The 18,320-nt window shown below is 51.9% G+C and carries 19 protein-coding genes and 1 riboswitch; all 19 genes read left to right on the forward strand.

What is annotated here, in order from left to right; genetic code table 11:
• The first annotated feature begins 434 nt into the window (after positions 1–434).
• The 19 genes from ychF (at position 435) to atpA (ending at position 18,196) form a co-directional block, all read left to right on the forward strand.
• Positions 435–1,535, forward strand: a complete 1,101-nt coding sequence (ychF, locus tag BN3772_RS00270; protein ID WP_039877652.1) for a redox-regulated ATPase YchF — start codon at positions 435–437, stop codon at positions 1,533–1,535.
• A 289-nt stretch (positions 1,536–1,824) separates the two neighbouring features.
• Positions 1,825–2,892: a peptide chain release factor 1 gene (gene prfA, locus BN3772_RS00275; protein ID WP_042195643.1), complete on the forward strand. Its 1,068-nt coding sequence runs from the start codon at positions 1,825–1,827 to the stop codon at positions 2,890–2,892.
• A gap of 4 nt (positions 2,893–2,896) precedes the next feature.
• The gene (prmC, locus tag BN3772_RS00280) at positions 2,897–3,874 is read left to right on the forward strand and encodes a peptide chain release factor N(5)-glutamine methyltransferase (protein ID WP_042195459.1); all 978 of its coding nucleotides are present in this window, start codon (positions 2,897–2,899) and stop codon (positions 3,872–3,874) included.
• Positions 3,875–4,165: 291 nt separating this feature from the next.
• The gene (locus tag BN3772_RS00285) at positions 4,166–5,350 is read left to right on the forward strand and encodes an FtsW/RodA/SpoVE family cell cycle protein (RefSeq protein ID WP_042195463.1); all 1,185 of its coding nucleotides are present in this window, start codon (positions 4,166–4,168) and stop codon (positions 5,348–5,350) included.
• Between the two features lie 222 nt (positions 5,351–5,572).
• Positions 5,573–6,739 carry an FtsW/RodA/SpoVE family cell cycle protein gene (locus tag BN3772_RS00290; protein ID WP_042195466.1) on the forward strand — a complete coding sequence of 389 codons (1,167 nt, stop codon included), beginning with the start codon at positions 5,573–5,575 and terminating at the stop codon, positions 6,737–6,739.
• A 158-nt stretch (positions 6,740–6,897) separates the two neighbouring features.
• On the forward strand, positions 6,898–7,614 hold the full coding sequence (gene spoIIR / locus BN3772_RS00295) for a stage II sporulation protein R (RefSeq protein ID WP_042195646.1): 717 nt from the start codon (positions 6,898–6,900) through the stop codon (positions 7,612–7,614).
• A 319-nt stretch (positions 7,615–7,933) separates the two neighbouring features.
• Positions 7,934–8,500, forward strand: a complete 567-nt coding sequence (locus BN3772_RS00300) for a manganese efflux pump MntP (RefSeq protein ID WP_042195467.1) — start codon at positions 7,934–7,936, stop codon at positions 8,498–8,500.
• A 51-nt stretch (positions 8,501–8,551) separates the two neighbouring features.
• A complete protein-coding gene (locus BN3772_RS00305; protein ID WP_042195469.1) occupies positions 8,552–9,139 on the forward strand; it encodes a low molecular weight protein arginine phosphatase in 588 nt (195 codons plus the stop codon).
• A 50-nt stretch (positions 9,140–9,189) separates the two neighbouring features.
• Positions 9,190–9,272, forward strand: a riboswitch (ZMP/ZTP riboswitch).
• A gap of 73 nt (positions 9,273–9,345) precedes the next feature.
• A complete protein-coding gene (locus tag BN3772_RS00310) occupies positions 9,346–9,999 on the forward strand; it encodes a TIGR01440 family protein (protein WP_086074320.1) in 654 nt (217 codons plus the stop codon).
• Between the two features lie 94 nt (positions 10,000–10,093).
• Positions 10,094–11,344, forward strand: a complete 1,251-nt coding sequence (locus BN3772_RS00315) for a serine hydroxymethyltransferase (protein ID WP_042195472.1) — start codon at positions 10,094–10,096, stop codon at positions 11,342–11,344.
• 441 nt (positions 11,345–11,785) lie between these two features.
• Positions 11,786–12,415 (forward strand): uracil phosphoribosyltransferase, encoded by a 630-nt coding sequence (upp, locus tag BN3772_RS00320; RefSeq protein ID WP_039877631.1) that lies wholly within the window; start codon positions 11,786–11,788, stop codon positions 12,413–12,415.
• Positions 12,416–12,481: 66 nt separating this feature from the next.
• A complete protein-coding gene (gene wecB, locus BN3772_RS00325) occupies positions 12,482–13,651 on the forward strand; it encodes a non-hydrolyzing UDP-N-acetylglucosamine 2-epimerase (RefSeq protein ID WP_042195474.1) in 1,170 nt (389 codons plus the stop codon).
• Positions 13,652–13,822: 171 nt separating this feature from the next.
• Entirely contained in the window at positions 13,823–14,056 is a 234-nt protein-coding gene (locus BN3772_RS00330; protein ID WP_042181333.1) for an ATPase F0F1, read from the forward strand.
• Positions 14,049–14,426 (forward strand): ATP synthase subunit I, encoded by a 378-nt coding sequence (locus BN3772_RS00335; protein ID WP_042195476.1) that lies wholly within the window; start codon positions 14,049–14,051, stop codon positions 14,424–14,426. Before BN3772_RS00330 ends, BN3772_RS00335 begins: the two co-directional genes overlap by 8 nt.
• 26 nt (positions 14,427–14,452) lie before the next feature.
• Entirely contained in the window at positions 14,453–15,220 is a 768-nt protein-coding gene (atpB, locus tag BN3772_RS00340) for a F0F1 ATP synthase subunit A (protein ID WP_042181329.1), read from the forward strand.
• Positions 15,221–15,326: 106 nt separating this feature from the next.
• The gene (gene atpE / locus BN3772_RS00345; RefSeq protein ID WP_039877624.1) at positions 15,327–15,539 is read left to right on the forward strand and encodes a F0F1 ATP synthase subunit C; all 213 of its coding nucleotides are present in this window, start codon (positions 15,327–15,329) and stop codon (positions 15,537–15,539) included.
• Between the two features lie 97 nt (positions 15,540–15,636).
• Positions 15,637–16,125, forward strand: a complete 489-nt coding sequence (gene atpF / locus BN3772_RS00350; RefSeq protein ID WP_042181328.1) for a F0F1 ATP synthase subunit B — start codon at positions 15,637–15,639, stop codon at positions 16,123–16,125.
• Positions 16,122–16,673: a F0F1 ATP synthase subunit delta gene (locus BN3772_RS00355; RefSeq protein ID WP_042195479.1), complete on the forward strand. Its 552-nt coding sequence runs from the start codon at positions 16,122–16,124 to the stop codon at positions 16,671–16,673. The genes atpF and BN3772_RS00355 overlap by 4 nt, the downstream gene beginning before the upstream one ends.
• An 11-nt stretch (positions 16,674–16,684) precedes the next feature.
• Positions 16,685–18,196: a F0F1 ATP synthase subunit alpha gene (atpA, locus tag BN3772_RS00360; protein WP_042195481.1), complete on the forward strand. Its 1,512-nt coding sequence runs from the start codon at positions 16,685–16,687 to the stop codon at positions 18,194–18,196.
• Positions 18,197–18,320: the final 124 nt, after the last annotated feature.

Here is an 18,320-nt window from a genome sequence, read left to right on the forward strand (position 1 = left end):
TTCGTTTTTTCGCATACATTAGGCCAGGGTATGTGCCTATATTCGCTATTTCAATACTCTATATAGATCCACCCTTCGGGTGGATCTGTTCCTGCATAGGGGCTGAAGCAAAGATCCGGCAGCGCTCACGGACGACATCGCTCTTATATACTCTTCAATAGCTGCAGCCGGGGGAGATTTCAGTAGTTAAGAGCGCCGGAGTCCGCTAGCCTGCGGCAAAGGGGATTCTGGCGGAATAAGACCTTCTGAGTCTGTTAGCGTTCGGGCAGGCGTAATCAAACGGGCATGTCCCGGGCACAGCTTGCCTTTGTTCTGACACACCGCCGGGACATCCGCTGTTGCTGGCAGTTTTGTTCTAATATATAATGGTTTAGATCACAGGTCGGTAATGATGCGATGGATCAATACAACCGAAAATAGGAGTTGTCATATAAATGGCTTTGAAAGCTGGTATCGTTGGACTGCCAAACGTTGGTAAATCCACATTGTTTAATGCAATTACACAAGCGGGTGCGGAATCCGCCAACTATCCGTTTTGCACCATTGACCCGAATGTCGGTGTGGTGGAAGTACCTGATGAGCGCCTTGATAAGCTGACTGAGCTGGTGCAGCCGAACAAGACGGTTCCGACTGCCTTTGAATTTGTTGATATTGCCGGATTGGTACGCGGAGCGAGCAAGGGCGAAGGCCTGGGCAACAAGTTCCTCGCCCACATCCGTGAGGTGGATGCGATTGTGCATGTGGTACGCTGCTTTGTGGATGAGAATGTAACCCACGTAGACGGCAAAGTTAATCCGATCAGCGACATCCAGACGATTAATCTGGAGCTGATTCTGGCTGACCTTGAGAGCGTGGAGAAGCGCATTGAGCGTTCCCGCAAAAATATCAAGGGCGGCGACAAGAAATACGCCCAGGAGGTTGAAGTACTGGAGCGCGTCAAGGAAGCTCTGTATGAAGATAAGCCTGCGCGCAGCCTGGAGCTGTCGGATGACGAGCGGCTGATCGTGCGCGATCTGCACCTGCTGACCCTGAAGCCGGTGCTGTACGCTGCTAACGTGGGCGAAGATGAAGTGGCAACGGCTGAGGAGAATCCGTACGTTAAGCAGGTCCGTGAATTTGCAGCCGCTGAGAATGCTGAAGTCGTGCCGATCAGTGCCAAGGTTGAGGCTGAAATTGCCGAGCTGGAAGGCGAAGACAAAGAAATGTTCCTCGAAGAGCTGGGCCTGCAGGAATCCGGTCTGAACCGTCTAATCAAAGCGGCTTATAAGCTGCTTGGACTGTATACTTACTTCACAGCAGGCGTGCAGGAAGTCCGGGCCTGGACGATCCGCAAAGGAACCAAGGCGCCTGGCGCTGCCGGTGTTATCCATACCGACTTCGAACGCGGCTTTATCCGTGCCGAGGTTGTGGCATACAGCGACCTTCTCGCTGCAGGTTCTATGAACGGTGCCAAGGAACGCGGACAGCTGCGCCTCGAAGGCAAGGAATATCTGGTTCAGGACGGCGATGTTATGCATTTCCGTTTCAATGTGTAAATTGCACAGCAGCTAGCGCTTAAAGTTAGAGAGGCCATTTTTGCGGCGGGTATCCGCTGCTGAAATGGCTTCTTTTTGTAGGGCGGGCGGAATAAATTACAAAGGGCTCTGCATACTATAGGGCGGCCGGGAACTTTTTTTGCAAAGATATACGTATTCAGCAGGCTGTACTGTAGCCAACTGACAAGAACGGTGCTATAATATAAAGTCGTATATCTATTGTTGCTGTAACCTGTAATTTTAAGTATTTAAGCGAAATATATTGAACCAGGAGAGGTGAATTCCCTTGTTGTTGGACCGATTGCAATCATTGGCGGACCGCTATGAGAAACTCAGTGAACTGCTTTGTGACCCGGATGTTGCAAACGACAGTAAGAAACTGAGGGACTATTCCAAAGAACAATCTGATCTGCAGCCGGCCTTTGAGGCCTATGCTGAATATAAAAATGTAATGGAAGAGCTCGAGGCAGCCAAGATGATGCAGGCCGAGAAGCTTGATGATGAAATGAAGGAAATGGTCAAGATGGAGATTGATGACCTTTCCTCGCGCCAGGTTGAGCTGGAGGAGAAGATCCGTATCCTGCTGCTGCCTAAGGATCCGAATGACGACAAGAACGTAATCGTCGAAATCCGCGGCGCAGCCGGCGGGGATGAAGCGGCGCTGTTCGCCTCTGACCTGTACCGGATGTACACCCGTTATGCCGATACCCAGGGCTGGCGCGTTGAGCTGATGGATGTGAACTCGAATGACCTTGGCGGCTTCAAGGAAGTTATTTTCCTGATTAACGGCCGCGGTGCGTATAGCAAGATGAAGTACGAAAGCGGCGCACACCGTGTACAGCGTATTCCGGCCACCGAATCCGGCGGACGGATTCATACCTCCACTTCAACGGTAGCGGTGATGCCGGAAGCGGAAGATTTTGAAATTGAGATTCATGATAAAGACATTCGCGTGGATACGTTCTGCTCCAGCGGAGCGGGCGGACAGTCCGTTAATACGACTAAATCTGCTGTGCGCGTAACCCATATTCCTACCGGTATCGTAGCTACCTGTCAGGACGGAAAGTCACAGAACTCCAACAAAGAGAAGGCATTGCAGGTACTGCGTGCCCGGATCTCCGATGTGAAGCGTCAGGAAGAGGAAGCAAAGTATGCCGGGGAACGTAAAAGCAAGGTGGGTACCGGTGACCGCAGTGAGCGGATCCGTACGTACAATTTCCCGCAGAGCCGGGTAACGGATCACCGGATCGGCCTGACTCTGCACCGTCTGGAGCAGGTCATGAACGGGGAGATTACAGACATCATTTCGGCGCTGTCGATTGCCGAGCAGGCAGAATTGATGGAAAAAGGAGAATAATGCTTTGAAACACGGCTTATATGTCATGCCTCATGTGCAAAGCATCCGGGAAGCCTTTGCGGAGGCTTCTTCTTTTTTGGACAAAAGCGGGTGCAACGAGCCGCAGCGCAGCAGCCAGCTGCTGCTGGAGCATGTGCTGGGCGTAAGCGGAGCCGCCTATTATATGGCGCTGTCGGACCCTTTTCCGGCGGCGCTTAAGGACGCCTGGGAAGCGGTGGTCAGCCGCCGGGCTACCGGTGAGCCGGTGCAGTATATTACCGGCGAGCAGGAATTTTACGGCCGGGCGTTCGAGGTGACACCGGACGTGCTGATCCCGCGGCCGGAGACGGAGCTGCTCGTCGAGGCTATTCTGAAGTACGGCGCGGAGCTGTGGCCGGACGGGCTCGTGCATGCGCCGGACGGCGGGGTGCGGACCGGTACGCATGCTGCGGGCGGACCTGCGGCGGCTGAAGCGGCTGGCGCGTACCAGCCGCGGCCGCTGGCCGCCGTCGACATCGGCGCCGGCAGCGGGGCCATCTCCGTCACGCTGGCGGCCGAAGCGCCGGCGTGGCGGGTCTCAGCCGGCGATATCTCGCCCGGCGCACTGGCCGTGGCCGCGCGCAATGCCCTGCGGCATGGCGCGGCTGTGGACCTGCGGCTCGGCGATCTGCTCGAGCCGTTTGCGGGGATGGAGACGGATATCCTCGTCTCCAACCCGCCGTACATCCCCGGCGGTGATATCGCCGGGCTGCAGCGCGAGGTGCGCGACCATGAGCCGCGCACGGCTCTGGACGGCGGCGGCGACGGGCTCGACCCGTACCGCCGCATGATGGAGCTGCTGCCGCTGCTGCCGGCAGCCCCGCGCCTGGTCGGCTTTGAGCTCGGCCAGGGACAGGCCGGCGAAGTGGCCGCGCTGCTGCGCGCGGCGGGCCACTGGAACGAGATCGTCACTATTGACGATCTCGCCGGTATCCCCCGCCACGTGCTGGGCATCGCGCGCTAGCGCCATCCCCGTGTGTGATCCGCTCACTGTGAGAGCTGAATGTCATTCCGCCGTGAGCTGGGCATCGCGCGTTAGTGCAGTCAACATACGTGAGCCCGGCACCGCGCATTAAGCTTCATCCCGCCGCGTACAAGCCTCACCCTCATCTGCCTATGTATTTCACCGCCGCGCTGTTAGAGGAACAGCCGGCGGTGAAATTGTATTTTTGCTGCTCCTTCCTTTACAATATAATCAGCGGACTGCCGTGTAAGCAGGAACCGGAAGCTTAAGTGACGAGTAAGGAGACAGGATATGCTTCAGAAGATCAAGAAGATTGACGGCGTTATCGTAGTTGTTCTATTAATGCTGATGGTTATCAGTATTTTCTCCATATATAGTGTGACCCATGGAAGAGACGGCCTGGACGGGATGCATATGAAGATGATCCGGTTTTATGTGCTGGGCCTTATAGCCTTTTTAGGGCTGACCTTTCTCGACTACCGGCTGATTATCAAATATGCGCTGTATATTTATATAACAGGGGTCGGCATTCTGGTGCTGGTCAGCTTTGTCGGCAAAACGCAGAACGGTGCGCAGGGCTGGCTGAATGTCGGCGGGCTGAGCCTGCAGCCGGCGGAGCTCTTTAAGCTGATTCTGATTCTGTTTCTGGCGGCAGTGCTGGTCCGCAAGAATAAGAACAAGCTGATGTTCTGGAAGGATATTGTGCCGCTGACGCTGCTCACCCTGCTTCCGTTCATCATTGTCATCAGCCAGAACGATCTCGGGAATGCCTTGTCCTATATTGTGATTCTGGCAGGACTGCTGTGGATCGGTAACATCAAATTTTCACATGCCCTGATAGCAGTACTAATTGTTATAGGCGCAGCTGTCGCCGGAATTATGAGCTATATCCACTATCATGATCAGCTGAAGACGTTTATGACGGATATCGGCCGTTCGCACTGGGTAGAGCGGTTTGACCCTTGGCTGGTCCCTGAAAAAGCGACCGCCAAAGCCAGCTACCACACCAAAAATGCCAAGCTCGCGATTGCCTCGGGCGGTATGAGCGGGGAGGGCTATATGAACGGCAGCTCGGTGCAGACCGACCGTGTGCCGTATACGTATTCTGACTCCATTTTTGTGCAGATTGCCGAAGAGTTTGGATTTATCGGCTCTGCGCTGCTGCTGCTGCTGTATTTCATCCTGATCCACCGGATGATTCTGATAGCGCTGGAGTCTAAGGACCGCGGCGGTCCGTTCCTGATTGTCGGGATTGTGGCGATGATTCTGTACCAGGTCTTTGAGAATATCGGGGCCTTCATCGGGCTTATGCCGCTCACCGGGATCACCCTGCCGTTCATCAGCTTCGGGGGCACCTCGCTTATGATTAACATGGCAAGCATCGGCCTTGCGATGAGCGTCCGCCTGCATGGACAGGAAGTGGAAGAAGACCTGCCGGCTCCTGCAGCCTATCCCGCTGCAGCGAAGCAGGGGTAACTAAAGACTGATTCTGGCGAGCAGACTGCCGGGCCTCATGTGATGGGGCTTCCGGCAGTTTTTTTATGAATAGGCGTGCATTCATTTTTGCTGTATATCCTTGGACATTTGAATTTATACTGCAGCATGATCTAATATGGAGACTAGAAGTTTCTTCCTTTAGATATTCTTTTGTGGAATATATGGAAGATGCTCATTTCGTGTCAGATAGGAGCTTGCCTGATGCTGCAGAGAATCAAAAAAATAGACGGGGTTATAGTAATCGTACTGCTTATGCTGATGGCGGTCAGCATTCTGGCGATATACAGTGTCACACACGGCCGTGCGGAGCAGGGAATGCATATTCAGATGATCCAATATTACGCAGCGGGCTTTATCGTGTTTTTTGGATTGTCCTTATTCGATTACAGGCTTCTGGTCCGGTATGCGGTCTATATCTACATTGCAGGAATCGGGGTTCTGGTAATGGTCAGCCTGTTCGGCACCGTTAAGTATGGCGCCAGAGCCTGGCTGGAGGTTGGCGGCTTCAGCTTTCAGCCTGCGGAGCTGTTTAAGCTGATCCTGATCCTGGCGCTTGCTGCCCTGCTGGTCCGGCTGAACCGCAGCCAGCTGCGGTTCTGGCGAGAGGTTGTGCCGCTTAGTATGGTCGCGCTCCTGCCGTTTTGCATTGTTATTGTCCAGAATGACATGGGTAACGCCCTCAGCTTCGTGGTTATTCTGGTCGGCCTGTTATGGATTGGGCGGATTAAGCTTTCCCATGCGCTGATCGGGCTGGCGGTTGCCGGCGGTCTGCTGGGCGGCTTTGTGTACAGTTATATTAACTATCATGAGCAGACCACAAATTTTTTGAGTGCCACGGTCGGCCGGGAGCATTTTATTAAACGCTTTGATCCCTGGCTGGTACCTGAGCGGGCCAGCAGTGATGACAGCTACCAGACGCGTAATGCCAGAATCGCTATCGGCTCAGGCGGTCTTCTCGGAGAGGGCTATCTGAAGGGCAATTCTGTCCAGTCGAATAAAATACCGGTGCTGTACTCGGATGCCATTTTTGCACAGATTGCCGAGGAATTCGGTTTTGTCGGCGCTGCTGTGCTGCTGCTGCTGTTTTTTGTCCTGATTCACCGGATGATCCTGTTTGCGCTGGAGTGTAAGGACCGGGCCGGGCCTTTTCTGATTATTGGAATAGTAGCGATGCTTCTGTACCAGATTCTTGAGAATATCGGCGCTTACATCGGCCTGATGCCGCTGACGGGTATTACCCTGCCGTTCATCAGCTACGGGGGGACCTCCATTTTAATAAATATGGCGAGTATGGGAATTGCCATGAGTGTGCATCTGTATGGCCAGGATGTGGAGGAAGACCTGCCCGTCCCTGCGCTGCATTTTTGAGAATAAGCCTCTAAGTCGCCTCCGTCTGTCTGCGAGATAAACTTTTACTAGTTTAATAGGTTTGCCGCCTCTCCTTTCCGGACATACTGGGAGTATAAGAGATTCAGCGAGAGGGGCTGCCGGATATGAAATGGTTCACGACGGAGAGACAGGAAGCCATGCGGGTTACTTTTAAGCATACTGCTATTTTATTTTCATTTTTGATGGTGCTGATGATGGTTTGGGAAGGGCAGAAGAGCGATGCAGCTGTAGCAGAATCTGCGATTCCGCAGCAATCGATCCGTTTGCGTATACTGGCTAACTCTGATGGAACGGCAGATCAGCTGGTCAAGCGCCAGATCCGTGATGCGATTGTGGAACAGATGAACCAGTGGGTATCCGGACTTGAGGATCCGCAAAGCCTTGAACAGGCGCGCACGTTAATCAGAAGCCATCTGCCTGAACTAAATGAGCTGGTTGCTTCGGAGCTGGAAAAGCGGGGCATCGGTTACGAATATAAGGTTGAGCTTGGCGTTGTGCCGTTTCCGACTAAGCTGTATGGGGGCACAGTATATCCGGCCGGGGAATATGAAGCGGTGCGGGTTACGCTGGGTGCGGGTAAAGGACAGAACTGGTGGTGTGTGCTGTTTCCGCCGCTCTGCTTCATTGATGCCGGAACAGGTGATGCTGCCGCCAAGGGTACAGGGGTTGCTTCTGCGGCAGGAGCAGAGGACAGTGTACAAACAGGTGGGGCGGATAAGATTCAGACTGTCTCTGCTTCCGTAGACACAGCAGGTACAAATGCCGGTGCAGACGGGGAAGCTCCTGAAGTGCGGTTCTTCCTCTGGGATATGCTGCAGAATTTATGGGACTGGATCAGCGGGCTGTGGGCATAAGGGACATGTAATTGACAACGCGGTTGCACGAACCGCTAAATAAATCATTCTTAGGAATACGGCTCCGGCTTTCGGGGCCGTTTTTGTGCAAATATAAGAATGTATATGTTTTAAGCTATCCATAATCCTTATCTTTCTCACAGGAACGGTTACCGCCTTCTCTGAAGGACGGCATAGCCGTTTCTACTTGTGCGGGCTTCTTGTTGAAGGATCCCCGGCGGACTGGCCGCCTGCCATATCCCCTGTCTGTCCAGTCATGATTGTCCTGCTTGCGGCATATTGTTGTTGTACAAGACATTCAGATTTTGGGGGTATGGGCATGGCGGTGATTTATGCTGGCTGGGGCCAGATTGTAACGGTTGCCATTATGGCAATTGCACTGGGAATGGATGCCTTTTCGCTCGGTGTAGGGATCGGGATGAAAGGAATCCGTCTGCTGCATGTGCTGCAGCTCAGCTTGCTGATCGCTTTTTTTCATGTGTTGATGCCGTTGCTGGGCTTGTTCACCGGCAACTATGTAGGCCAATTACTGGGACAAGTAACAACTTACGCTGCCGGGGGGCTGCTTGTTTTACTGGGCGGGCACATGGTCTGGAACTCTTTTCAGACAGAGGAGAAGATCAGCCGGCCGATGGATCACCGCACGTTCTGGGGGATGCTGCTTATTTCGCTCAGCGTGAGTATTGATTCCTTCTCTGTAGGTGTATCCCTTGGCATGTTCGTGAATAGCATAGTCTTAACTGTATTGGCATTTGGAGTCTGCGGAGGCTTCATGGCTATTGCCGGACTGCTGCTGGGAAGACGTGTCAGCCGGGGGCTTGGTGATTACGGCGAGGCACTGGGCGGAGCCATTCTTTTGGGGTTTGGCTTGCTGTTCATCTTTTGATACAATAACGGCATCAGAATTTTATTTTATTTCTTCATGGAGGTGGAAAGCATGCTGCATATTTTATTCGTCTGCACCGGCAATACCTGCCGCAGTCCTATGGCTGAAGGGCTGTTGCGGAAGCTCGCGAAAGAGCGGGGCATCGAGCTGGAAGTGCGGTCTGCAGGCGTTTCAGCCATTTCCGGCACTTCCGTGTCCAGACACGCCGCGGCGATTCTGCAGGAGGAAGGCATTAATGACCGTATGAGCTCTACCCAGCTTAACGCAGAGGCGGTGAATTGGGCAGATCTGGTGCTTACGCTGACCGGCGGCCATAAACGGCATCTGCTGCAATATTTCCCGGAAGCCGTATCCAAAACACATACGCTCAAGGAATATGTGTATAACGAAGACTCCGTGAATGGAGATATCAGTGAGCTGGACAGCCTGTATGCGGAGGCGGAGCTTAGTATTGCACTGGGCCGTGAGCCGAAATCAGCGGATTTGCAGCGGATTATTGAAATCCGGCAGCGGATTCCGAGCTTTGATATCTCTGATCCGTTCGGGGGATCACGGGAGGATTATGAGCTTGCAGCTGCGGAGATCCGCACTGCGCTCCACAGTCTGCTGGACAAACTGGAGTCCTTACGCCGTTTGTAAAGAAGGTTGATTTTTCACCCGCTTTCCTTTAAGATGTAATAAATATTACCCGGTTCCGGTGTGACTGGCGACAAGTGTGGATGAAACCACGATGGAGCACTGGAATAAACGGCCGGTCGCCTGGGCAAAAGAGCACATCCGCAGCCACCTGCGGACTGCTCTTTTTTGTTTAAAATGCAAGAATGAGGCTTGAGGAGGCGTAAGCGATGGATGAGGTCATGAAGCAGGGCTCCCCGGAAGAACGCGCAGCAGGTGCTTTATCAGGGCGGGTGGAGGCTCCGGCGGGTGCGGAGCTTTCCCTGGCGGCGGCAACTGCTGCTGCAGTGGGCGAGTTGGCCGAAGCCGGCAGGCTTGGACCCGGCAAAATTCTTGTAGTCGGAGCGAGCACCAGTGAGGTTGCAGGCGTACGGATCGGTACCGGCGGTGCCCTGGAAGTGGCACAGCAGCTCTTGCAGGGAATACGCCAGATTGCCGGCGAACGGGGCTTTAGCGCTGTGTATCAGTGCTGTGAGCATTTGAACCGCGCGCTGGTGATGGAGCGTTCCCTTCTCGAAGCTCTGGGACTCAGGGAGGTTTCGGCTGTGCCTGTCCCGGGGGCCGGCGGTTCGATGGCCGCTGCGGCCTACAGCCTGATGAATGATCCGGTGCTTGCGGAAACGATAGAAGCCCACGCAGGGATTGATATCGGTGAGACGCTCATCGGCATGCATTTGCGGCGGGTGGCGGTGCCTTTCCGGCCAAGCCTTCGCTATATCGGCTCAGCCCGTGTAAATGCGGCCTTCACAAGGCCGCCGCTGATCGGCGGAGAGCGTGCGGTTTACCGCACGCCGGAGACAAGCGGTTCGCCGCAGTGTGATTAGAGCTTGACGGAATGGAAATTAGAATGTCGTATAGTAGTCAGCCAAGGTTTTGTATGAACACAATAAATTATGAGCGTTAGGGAGGAAGTAAGAAATCATGGAACAATTGCGCAAGAATGACCCGGCAGTACTGGAAGCAATGGGGCTGGAGCTGAGCCGTCAGCGTGCCAACATTGAGCTTATCGCTTCGGAGAATATTGTTAGTGAGGCTGTTATGGAAGCAATGGGTTCTGTGCTTACGAACAAATACGCTGAAGGCTATCCGGGTAAGCGCTACTATGGCGGCTGTGAGGATGTTGACATCGTTGAGAACCTTGCCCGTGACCGTGCCAAGCAGCTGTTCGGAGCAGAGCATGCCAATGTTCAGCCGCACTCCGGTGCCCAAGCGAATATGGCGGTTTATCTGGCTGCTCTGAATCCCGGTGATACCGTACTGGGCATGAATCTTGCGCACGGCGGACATTTGACGCACGGAAGTCCGGTCAATGCCTCCGGCCTGCTCTATAATTTTGTGGCCTATGGCGTACAAGAAGATACATTCCTGATTGATTATGATGAAGTGCGCAAAGCCGCATTCAAGCACCGTCCTAAGCTGATCGTTGCCGGAGCAAGCGCGTATCCGCGGACGATTGATTTTGAAGCGCTTGGTTCGATTGCGAATGATGTCGGTGCGCTGTTCATGGTCGATATGGCTCATATTGCCGGTCTGGTTGCTGCCGGACTGCATCCGAGCCCTGTACCGCATGCCCATTTCGTTACAACTACAACCCACAAAACACTTCGCGGACCGCGCGGAGGGATGATTCTGTGCAGACAGCCTTGGGCTGCTGCAATTGATAAGGCTGTATTCCCGGGCTCCCAGGGCGGACCGCTGATGCATGTCATTGCTTCCAAAGCTGTATCCTTCGGCGAAGCGCTGCAGCCGTCCTTCAAAACATATGCCCAAAATGTGGTGAAGAATGCCAAGGTGCTGGCAGAAACACTGGTCGGAGAAGGTATTAACATCGTTTCCGGCGGAACGGATAATCACCTGATGCTGCTCGATACCCGTAACCTGAACATAACCGGTAAGGATGCGGAGAGGGTGCTTGATTCTATCGGCATTACCGTGAATAAAAATGCCATTCCGTTTGACCCGACCAGCCCGTTTGTAACAAGCGGTATCCGGATCGGTACTCCTGCGGTTACTTCCCGCGGAATGGACGAGCAGGCGATGACCGTCATCGGCCGCATTATCGCCAAGGTTCTGAAGAATCCGAAGGACGAAGCGGTACTCACTGAAGCGGCCCGCGAGGTAGCTGAGCTTACAGAGAAGTTCCCGATCTATCCTGATCTGCAATATTAATACTCAGTCCGTTTCATAATTATGGAGCGGAGCCAAGCCTCTGCAGGGACTGTTTTATGAAGGTCTGTGCAGAGGCTTTTTCTGTATCAGGGGATGGACGTTGCATAATGTTCACAATTATAGCGCAGAAATTGTCGATAAATTCCATGAAATATCCATGAAAGTTCATGGAATTTTCAATAAAAACAGTGAAAAAAATGTGAATGGTATTAAAAATGAGAAATAGCAAACACTAAAGCTCGATTTATATCCAAAAAAGAGCAGGAAACAATGAAAGCTGCCTTTGGAGTGCTTGGGCGGAGTACTGTAGTTTTACGCAGCTACTTTCCCTTCGGAGGTGAAATACACCTCCGGTGATGATATAATAGACAAGATTTAGCCACCGGAGCGGCAAAAGCGCTTTCTGCGGCTATAAGACTTACATTTACCGGAGGGACAGAAATGGGAAAATTGGTAATTTGCGATCATCCTTTGATTCAGCACAAACTGACATTTATCCGCGACGTGCGGACCAACACGAAAGAATTCAGAGAGCATGTAGATGAAGTTGCTACGCTTATGGCCTATGAAATTACGCGGGATATCCCGCTGGAGACAATCACAGTACAGACACCTGTTGCAGAGACAGAGAGCAAGGTCATTTCGGGCAGAATGCTAGGTCTGATTCCTATTCTCCGCGCCGGTCTTGGTATGACTGAAGGTGTCCTCAAGCTGCTGCCTGCTGCAAAGGTAGGGCATGTTGGCCTGTTCCGTGACCCGGAAACCCTGCAGCCGGTTGAATATTATATTAAGCTGCCTACGGATGTGCAGGAACGCGAGCTGATCGTGATTGATCCGATGCTGGCTACCGGCGGGTCTGCAATTGCGGCAATTACCTCGCTTAAGAACCGCGGCTGCACCCAGATCAAGATGATGAACCTGATTGCGGCTCCTGAAGGTGTTGCAGCTGTACAGGCTGCCCATCCTGATGTAGACATCTATGTTGCGGCGCTAGATGATCACCTGAATGATCACGGGTATATTGTACCAGGACTCGGAGATGCGGGAGACCGTCTATACGGAACCAAATAAGAAGCAGCAGAGTATTAAGGAATAGCTGTGCATGCAGCTATCTATATAGAAGAAAGGGGTGGGGAAATGGCTAAAAAGATAAAGGTGATGACGATCTTCGGTGTACGTCCGGAAGCCATTAAGATGGCGCCGCTTGTCCTGGAACTGAATAAACATCCTGAGCATATTGACTCTGTGGTCTGCGTAACCGCGCAGCACCGTGAGCTTTTGGATCAGGTGCTGGATGTATTCAAGATTGTGCCTGATTATGATCTGGACGTTATGAAGGACCGGCAGACGCTTAACGAAATCTCCATCCGTGTACTGCAGGGTCTTGAGCCGGTGCTTCGCGAAGCTAAGCCTGATCTGGTGCTCGTGCACGGCGATACACTGACGACCTTCCTGGCCAGCTATGCTTCGTTCCTGCAGCAGATTCAGGTAGGACATGTGGAGGCGGGACTTCGGACATGGAACAAGCTGTCTCCTTATCCGGAGGAAATGAACCGCCAGCTGACTGGTGTTTTGGCTGATTTGCATTTTGCTCCTACAGACTGGTCAGCAGGAAATTTGAGACACGAGAACAAAAAGGAGTCAAGTATCTATATCACAGGCAACACCGTAACCGATGTGTTTCAATATACCGTACAGCCGGATTACCGGCATCCTGTGCTTGATTTTGCAAAGGGAAAAAGACTTATTCTGATGACGGCGCACCGCAGGGAGTCCCAAGGGGAACCGCACCGTCATATTTTCCGTGCAGTCAAAAGAATCGCTGATGAATTCGAAGATGTGGCCATTGTTTATCCTGTGCATCCGAGCCCTGCAGTTAAGGAGCCGGCACATGAGATCCTGGGCGGACACCCGAGAATCAAGCTGATTGATCCGCTGGATGTTGTTGACCTGCATAATTTTTATCCGCATACCCACCTTATTTTGACCGATTCCGGCGGCCTGCAGGAGGAAGCTCCTTCCTTTGGAGTTCCTGTACTTGTGCTGCGTGATACGACCGAACGCCCGGAAGGGATCGAGGCCGGAACGTTGGAGCTAGTGGGGACGGACGAGGAGAAGGTGTATCAACGGACACATGCTCTGCTGACTGATCAGACGCTGTACCAGTCGATGAGCCGGGCCGCCAACCCGTATGGAGACGGCAAAGCTTCTGAAAGAATTGTCAATGCGATTAAGCACCATTTTGGTGTGAATGCCGATCGTCCAGAAGAATTTCATAAAATGTTCACAAATGAGGATAAAGGCTAAAATTACTAATATACGAAAATGAAAATTCAGCATACAGTGAAACTGTACGGTTTGTATGGTTTTGAATGATTTTGCTGTGATTATTTTCATGTTTTCATGCGATTTTGAGCAATTTTCGGTGAATTGACAAAGAGTCGGGATATTCAGTAAAATTAGTTGGGATTGTAGCCTATGAAAGAGCCGAAGCGCGAGGCCGGACTGGGAAAAACCGCTCTGGTAATTGCAAGTGCAGGCACTTTGCTTGCCGCTTACATTATTATAGGTATATTTGCAGCAAGGTGGCTTCAACGCATGATTGACGGACCCGAATTCTGGGTTGCGATCGGCGCGATTTCCGGTATGGCTCTGGGAATTATCAACGTCGCCCTGTTAATCAAAAAATTTCTGGGGGAGCAAAATGGATAATATGACTCCCATGATCAATGCCGTAACAAGGGTCACATTTGTACTCATGGCAGGATTGCTGATGGGATATGCTCTTCATCATGAAACCCGTGCAGTCACACTAGGGATGACACTCGGTTTGGTTGCGGGTATAGTGAATTTCCGTTATCTGGCCGTAAAGGTGCGGCGGGTGGCTGAATCGGTTGCGAATAATGAGGGGAAGGCTTTCAGTCTGGGGTTTGTCACACGGATCAGCTTTGCCATCCTGGTCACTATGTTCTCGGTCAAGATTGAGCATTTCTCGCTGGAGGCTACTATTGCTGGAATCTTTATTCCCCAGCTTCTCTCTATTCCGGTAGGGATATATTTAAGTGTAAAGAACAAGATGTAAGATTAAAGGGAAAGGGGGATGATACCATGCATGAAATGCCAATAATCTATCTTGGCAGCATACCAATTGATTTATCTGCTGTACTGACACTGCTAATCAGTTCCGTTATCGTTTTTGTACTGGTGATGCTGTCGGTCCGCAACCTGTCTGTCGATAATCCGTCAAGACTCCAGAACTTTATGGAGTGGGTAGTCGAGTTCGTACAAGGGGTTATCAGCAGTGCAATGGACCTGAAGAAGGGCAAGCCTTACATATCACTGGGATTGACGCTGATATTGTTTATCTTTGTCTCCAATCTCCTGGGTCTGCCTTTTTCCTTTATCACTGAGGCCCATGAGCCGGTGACCATTTTTGGACACGTAATTGATGCGACCAAAAATCTCTCACACGGTGAACATGTTGAGCTGCTCTGGTATAAGTCACCGACAGCAGACATCAACATTACGGCCGGACTTGCGATTATCGTTTTCGTACTGATGAACTATCTGGGCATTAAGCAGAACGGCAAACATTATTTCAAGCACTACATTGAGCCGTTTCCGATTTTCCTGCCGCTGAACATCATCGAGAACCTGGCTAAGCCGGTCGCGCTGGCGATTCGTTTGTTCGCAAACATTTTTGCCGGTGAGGTTCTGATTACTGTAATTCTTAAGCTGGGAATATTGAGTATACCGTTCCTGGCAGTCTGGCAGGGCTTTAGTATTTTCGTCGGGGCGCTCCAGGCCTTTATCTTTACGATTCTGACGATGGTATACATCGCACAGATGACGATTCACGAAGAAGAAGCGCATTAATGAACTAACGCGGGCTGAACGGCTGATGCCGGGCAGCATCTGCGGGAGATTTTTATATCATTAAAAACACAAAAAAATGAACCGAAATTAAAGGAGGATATTTTCAATGGAATTTTTGGCAGCAGCAATCGCGGTTGGTTTGGGCGCACTCGGCGCAGGTCTTGGTAACGGTATGATCGTCAGCAGAACGGTTGAATCCATCGCCCGTCAGCCGGAAGCCCGTAACGCACTGCAGACTACAATGTTTATCGGTGTAGGTATCGTAGAAGTTATTCCTTTGGCGGCAACGGTTATCGCATTCTTGATCATGTTTTCATAATAAACCGTTCCTACGGTTTGGCGGGGAGGGCTTGTGCCATCCGCGCCTTACTTTTGTATATATCCGCACACCGCGGTAACGGAAAGGAGTGACCACAGTGACTATAGTATGGACCAACATAGTATTTTCAATTGTCGCATTTGCAATCCTGTATTTCCTGCTCAGCAAATTTGCTTTCAGCAAATTGTTCGGAATCATGGAGAAACGCCGTGAGCTTGTGCTGCAGCAGATGGATGAAGCAGCTAAGACCAGGGAGCAGGCGGTCGCTTATGTAGAAGAGCAGAAGCAGGCTTTGCAAAAAGCGCGCGAAGAGGCTCAGCAGATTATCCAGCAATCGCAGGCTACCAGCCTTAACCAGGCTGATAAGCTGATCGATCAGGCTAAGGGCGAGGCTGCCCGTCTGAAAGACGAGGCTGTCCGTGATATTGCTAACGAAAAGAACAAGGCAGTGGAAGCACTGCGCAGCGAGCTCGGATCCGCTTCGGTCCGCATCGCATCCAAGCTTCTTGAAAAAGAAGTTAAGGCTGACGGTGAACAGGAGCAGCTTGTTAACCAGTACCTCAAAGAGGTAGGAGGCCGGTCATGAGCGGCAGTGCGGTAGTTGCCAAGCGTTACGCCAAAGCACTGTACAGTGCAGCGGTGGAGAAGGGCAATACGCTTGAAGTCGAAGAGCAGCTTAAGACACTTGTCACGGTGCTTCATTCTGATGAAGAGGTCAAACGGTTCATTCTTGCGCCGCGGATTTCACAGTCCGATAAGCTGAAGGTGCTGCGCACCGCACTTCAGGATAAGCTCTCCGAAACGGTGATCAACACCGTTGAATTGCTGGTAGAGCGGGGCAGAACCGATATGTTTGCCGACTTGCTGGAAGCCTATATCAAAATTGAAGGTGAAGCTCTGGGTATCGGTGATGCAACGGTGTACTCCACATATGCGCTGAGCCAGGAAGAACAGAATCAAGTGGCGCAGGAGTTCAGCGAGCTTACAAACCGCAAGATCCGGGTTACGAATCTCGTTGACCCAAGCCTTCTTGGCGGGCTAAAGGTTGTTATCGGCGATACGCTGTATGACGGCAGCCTGTCCGGCAAGCTTGAACGTCTCGAGAAATCTTTTAATGATAAGCATAGAAGATAGGGGTGAGGATATTGAGCATTAGACCTGAAGAGATCAGCAGTTTGATCAAAAGTCAAATTGAGCAATATAAAGCCGATATTGAAGTGGCCGAGATCGGCACCGTCATTCAAGTCGGCGACGGTATCGCCCGTGTCTACGGTCTGGAAAACGCGATGGCAGGAGAGCTGCTGGAGTTCTCCAACGGAGTAGTGGGCATGGCGCTCAATCTGGAAGAAAGCAACGTCGGTGTTGTTATTCTGGGTGAGTACACAGCGATTCGTGAAGGCGACCAAGTAAAGCGTACGGGACAGATTATGCAGGTGCCTGTAGGCGAAGCTCTGCTGGGCCGCGTTGTAAATGCACTGGGCCAGCCGCTGGACGGCAAGGGGCCGATTGCTACAACGGAGTTCCGTCCTGTAGAAAACAACGCCCCGGGCGTTATCGACCGTAAATCGGTCCATGAACCAATGCAGACCGGTCTTAAAGCCATCGACGCGATGGTGCCGATCGGCCGCGGACAACGCGAGCTTATTATCGGTGACCGTCAGACAGGTAAAACTGCGATTGCAATTGATGCAATTATTAACCAAAAGGGCAACGGTATGAAATGTATCTATGTTGCCATCGGCCAGAAACAATCTACAGTTGCACAGGTTGTTGAAACCCTCCGCCGTCATGGCGCGCTGGAATACACAATCATTGTAACTGCATCTGCTTCCGAGCCGTCTCCGCTGCTGTACATCGCTCCATATGCGGGCTGTGCAATGGGCGAATATTTCATGTATAAGGGCGAGCACGTTCTCGTAATCTATGATGACCTTTCGAAGCAAGCTTCGGCTTACCGCGAATTGTCCCTGCTGCTCCGCCGTCCACCGGGCCGCGAAGCCTTCCCGGGTGACGTATTCTACCTGCATTCCCGTCTGCTTGAACGTGCGGCTAAGCTTAGCGATGAGCTTGGCGGCGGTTCGTTAACCGCATTGCCATTCATCGAAACACAGGCTTCCGACGTATCGGCTTACATTCCTACGAACGTAATTTCGATTACCGACGGCCAAATCTTCCTTGAATCCGACCTGTTTAACTCTGGTCAGCGTCCAGCCATTAACGTAGGTATCTCGGTATCTCGCGTAGGCGGATCTGCACAGATTAAAGCGATGAAGAAGGTTGCCGGCTCGCTCCGTCTGGATCTTGCCCAATACCGCGAGCTTCAGGCGTTCTCCCAGTTCGGCTCCGATCTTGATAAATCCACGCTGGCCCGTCTGAACCGCGGTGCCCGGATGATGGAGATTCTTAAGCAGGGCGTTAACCAGCCGCTGTCTGTAGAACATCAGGTTGTCAGCCTGTATACAGCTGTAAAAGGCCATCTCGATGATATTCCGGTCAAAGACGTAAGACGCTTTGAGAAGGAATTCCTGGCTTTTGTTGAATCGAATGGGGCTGGGATTGTTCAATCGATCACGGATACCAAAGACTTAACTGCTGATAACGAAGCTGCGCTTAAAGAAGCTATTGAGAAGTTCAAAAGAGGCTTTGCGACCAGTTAATCGTTAATACACATAGAATAACAGTCTGAACCGGGTTCCGGTGTACGCCGGAGCTTGGCTAATGCTTACGAAGATAGCTTTGACTTCGTCAAAGCTTAGCTAATGCTTACGAAGATAGCTTTGA

Source organism: Paenibacillus camerounensis (assembly GCF_000723885.1).
Lineage (GTDB): Bacteria > Bacillota > Bacilli > Paenibacillales > Paenibacillaceae > Paenibacillus_AQ > Paenibacillus_AQ camerounensis.

What these genes read in the sequence shown, in the direction of transcription:
- BN3772_RS00310 (WP_086074320.1), top strand. Translation starts at nt 9,346, where the DNA reads ATGGATGAGGTCATGAAGCAGGGCTCCCCGGAAGAACGCGCAGCAGGT.
- BN3772_RS00335 (WP_042195476.1), top strand. Translation starts at nt 14,049, where the DNA reads ATGGATAATATGACTCCCATGATCAATGCCGTAACAAGGGTCACATTT.
- BN3772_RS00300 (WP_042195467.1), top strand. Translation starts at nt 7,934, where the DNA reads ATGGCGGTGATTTATGCTGGCTGGGGCCAGATTGTAACGGTTGCCATT.
- upp (WP_039877631.1), top strand. Translation starts at nt 11,786, where the DNA reads ATGGGAAAATTGGTAATTTGCGATCATCCTTTGATTCAGCACAAACTG.
- BN3772_RS00355 (WP_042195479.1), top strand. Translation starts at nt 16,122, where the DNA reads ATGAGCGGCAGTGCGGTAGTTGCCAAGCGTTACGCCAAAGCACTGTAC.
- spoIIR (WP_042195646.1), top strand. Translation starts at nt 6,898, where the DNA reads ATGCGGGTTACTTTTAAGCATACTGCTATTTTATTTTCATTTTTGATG.
- atpB (WP_042181329.1), top strand. Translation starts at nt 14,453, where the DNA reads ATGCATGAAATGCCAATAATCTATCTTGGCAGCATACCAATTGATTTA.
- atpE (WP_039877624.1), top strand. Translation starts at nt 15,327, where the DNA reads ATGGAATTTTTGGCAGCAGCAATCGCGGTTGGTTTGGGCGCACTCGGC.
- BN3772_RS00305 (WP_042195469.1), top strand. Translation starts at nt 8,552, where the DNA reads ATGCTGCATATTTTATTCGTCTGCACCGGCAATACCTGCCGCAGTCCT.
- ychF (WP_039877652.1), top strand. Translation starts at nt 435, where the DNA reads ATGGCTTTGAAAGCTGGTATCGTTGGACTGCCAAACGTTGGTAAATCC.
- BN3772_RS00290 (WP_042195466.1), top strand. Translation starts at nt 5,573, where the DNA reads ATGCTGCAGAGAATCAAAAAAATAGACGGGGTTATAGTAATCGTACTG.
- BN3772_RS00330 (WP_042181333.1), top strand. Translation starts at nt 13,823, where the DNA reads ATGAAAGAGCCGAAGCGCGAGGCCGGACTGGGAAAAACCGCTCTGGTA.
- BN3772_RS00285 (WP_042195463.1), top strand. Translation starts at nt 4,166, where the DNA reads ATGCTTCAGAAGATCAAGAAGATTGACGGCGTTATCGTAGTTGTTCTA.
- wecB (WP_042195474.1), top strand. Translation starts at nt 12,482, where the DNA reads ATGGCTAAAAAGATAAAGGTGATGACGATCTTCGGTGTACGTCCGGAA.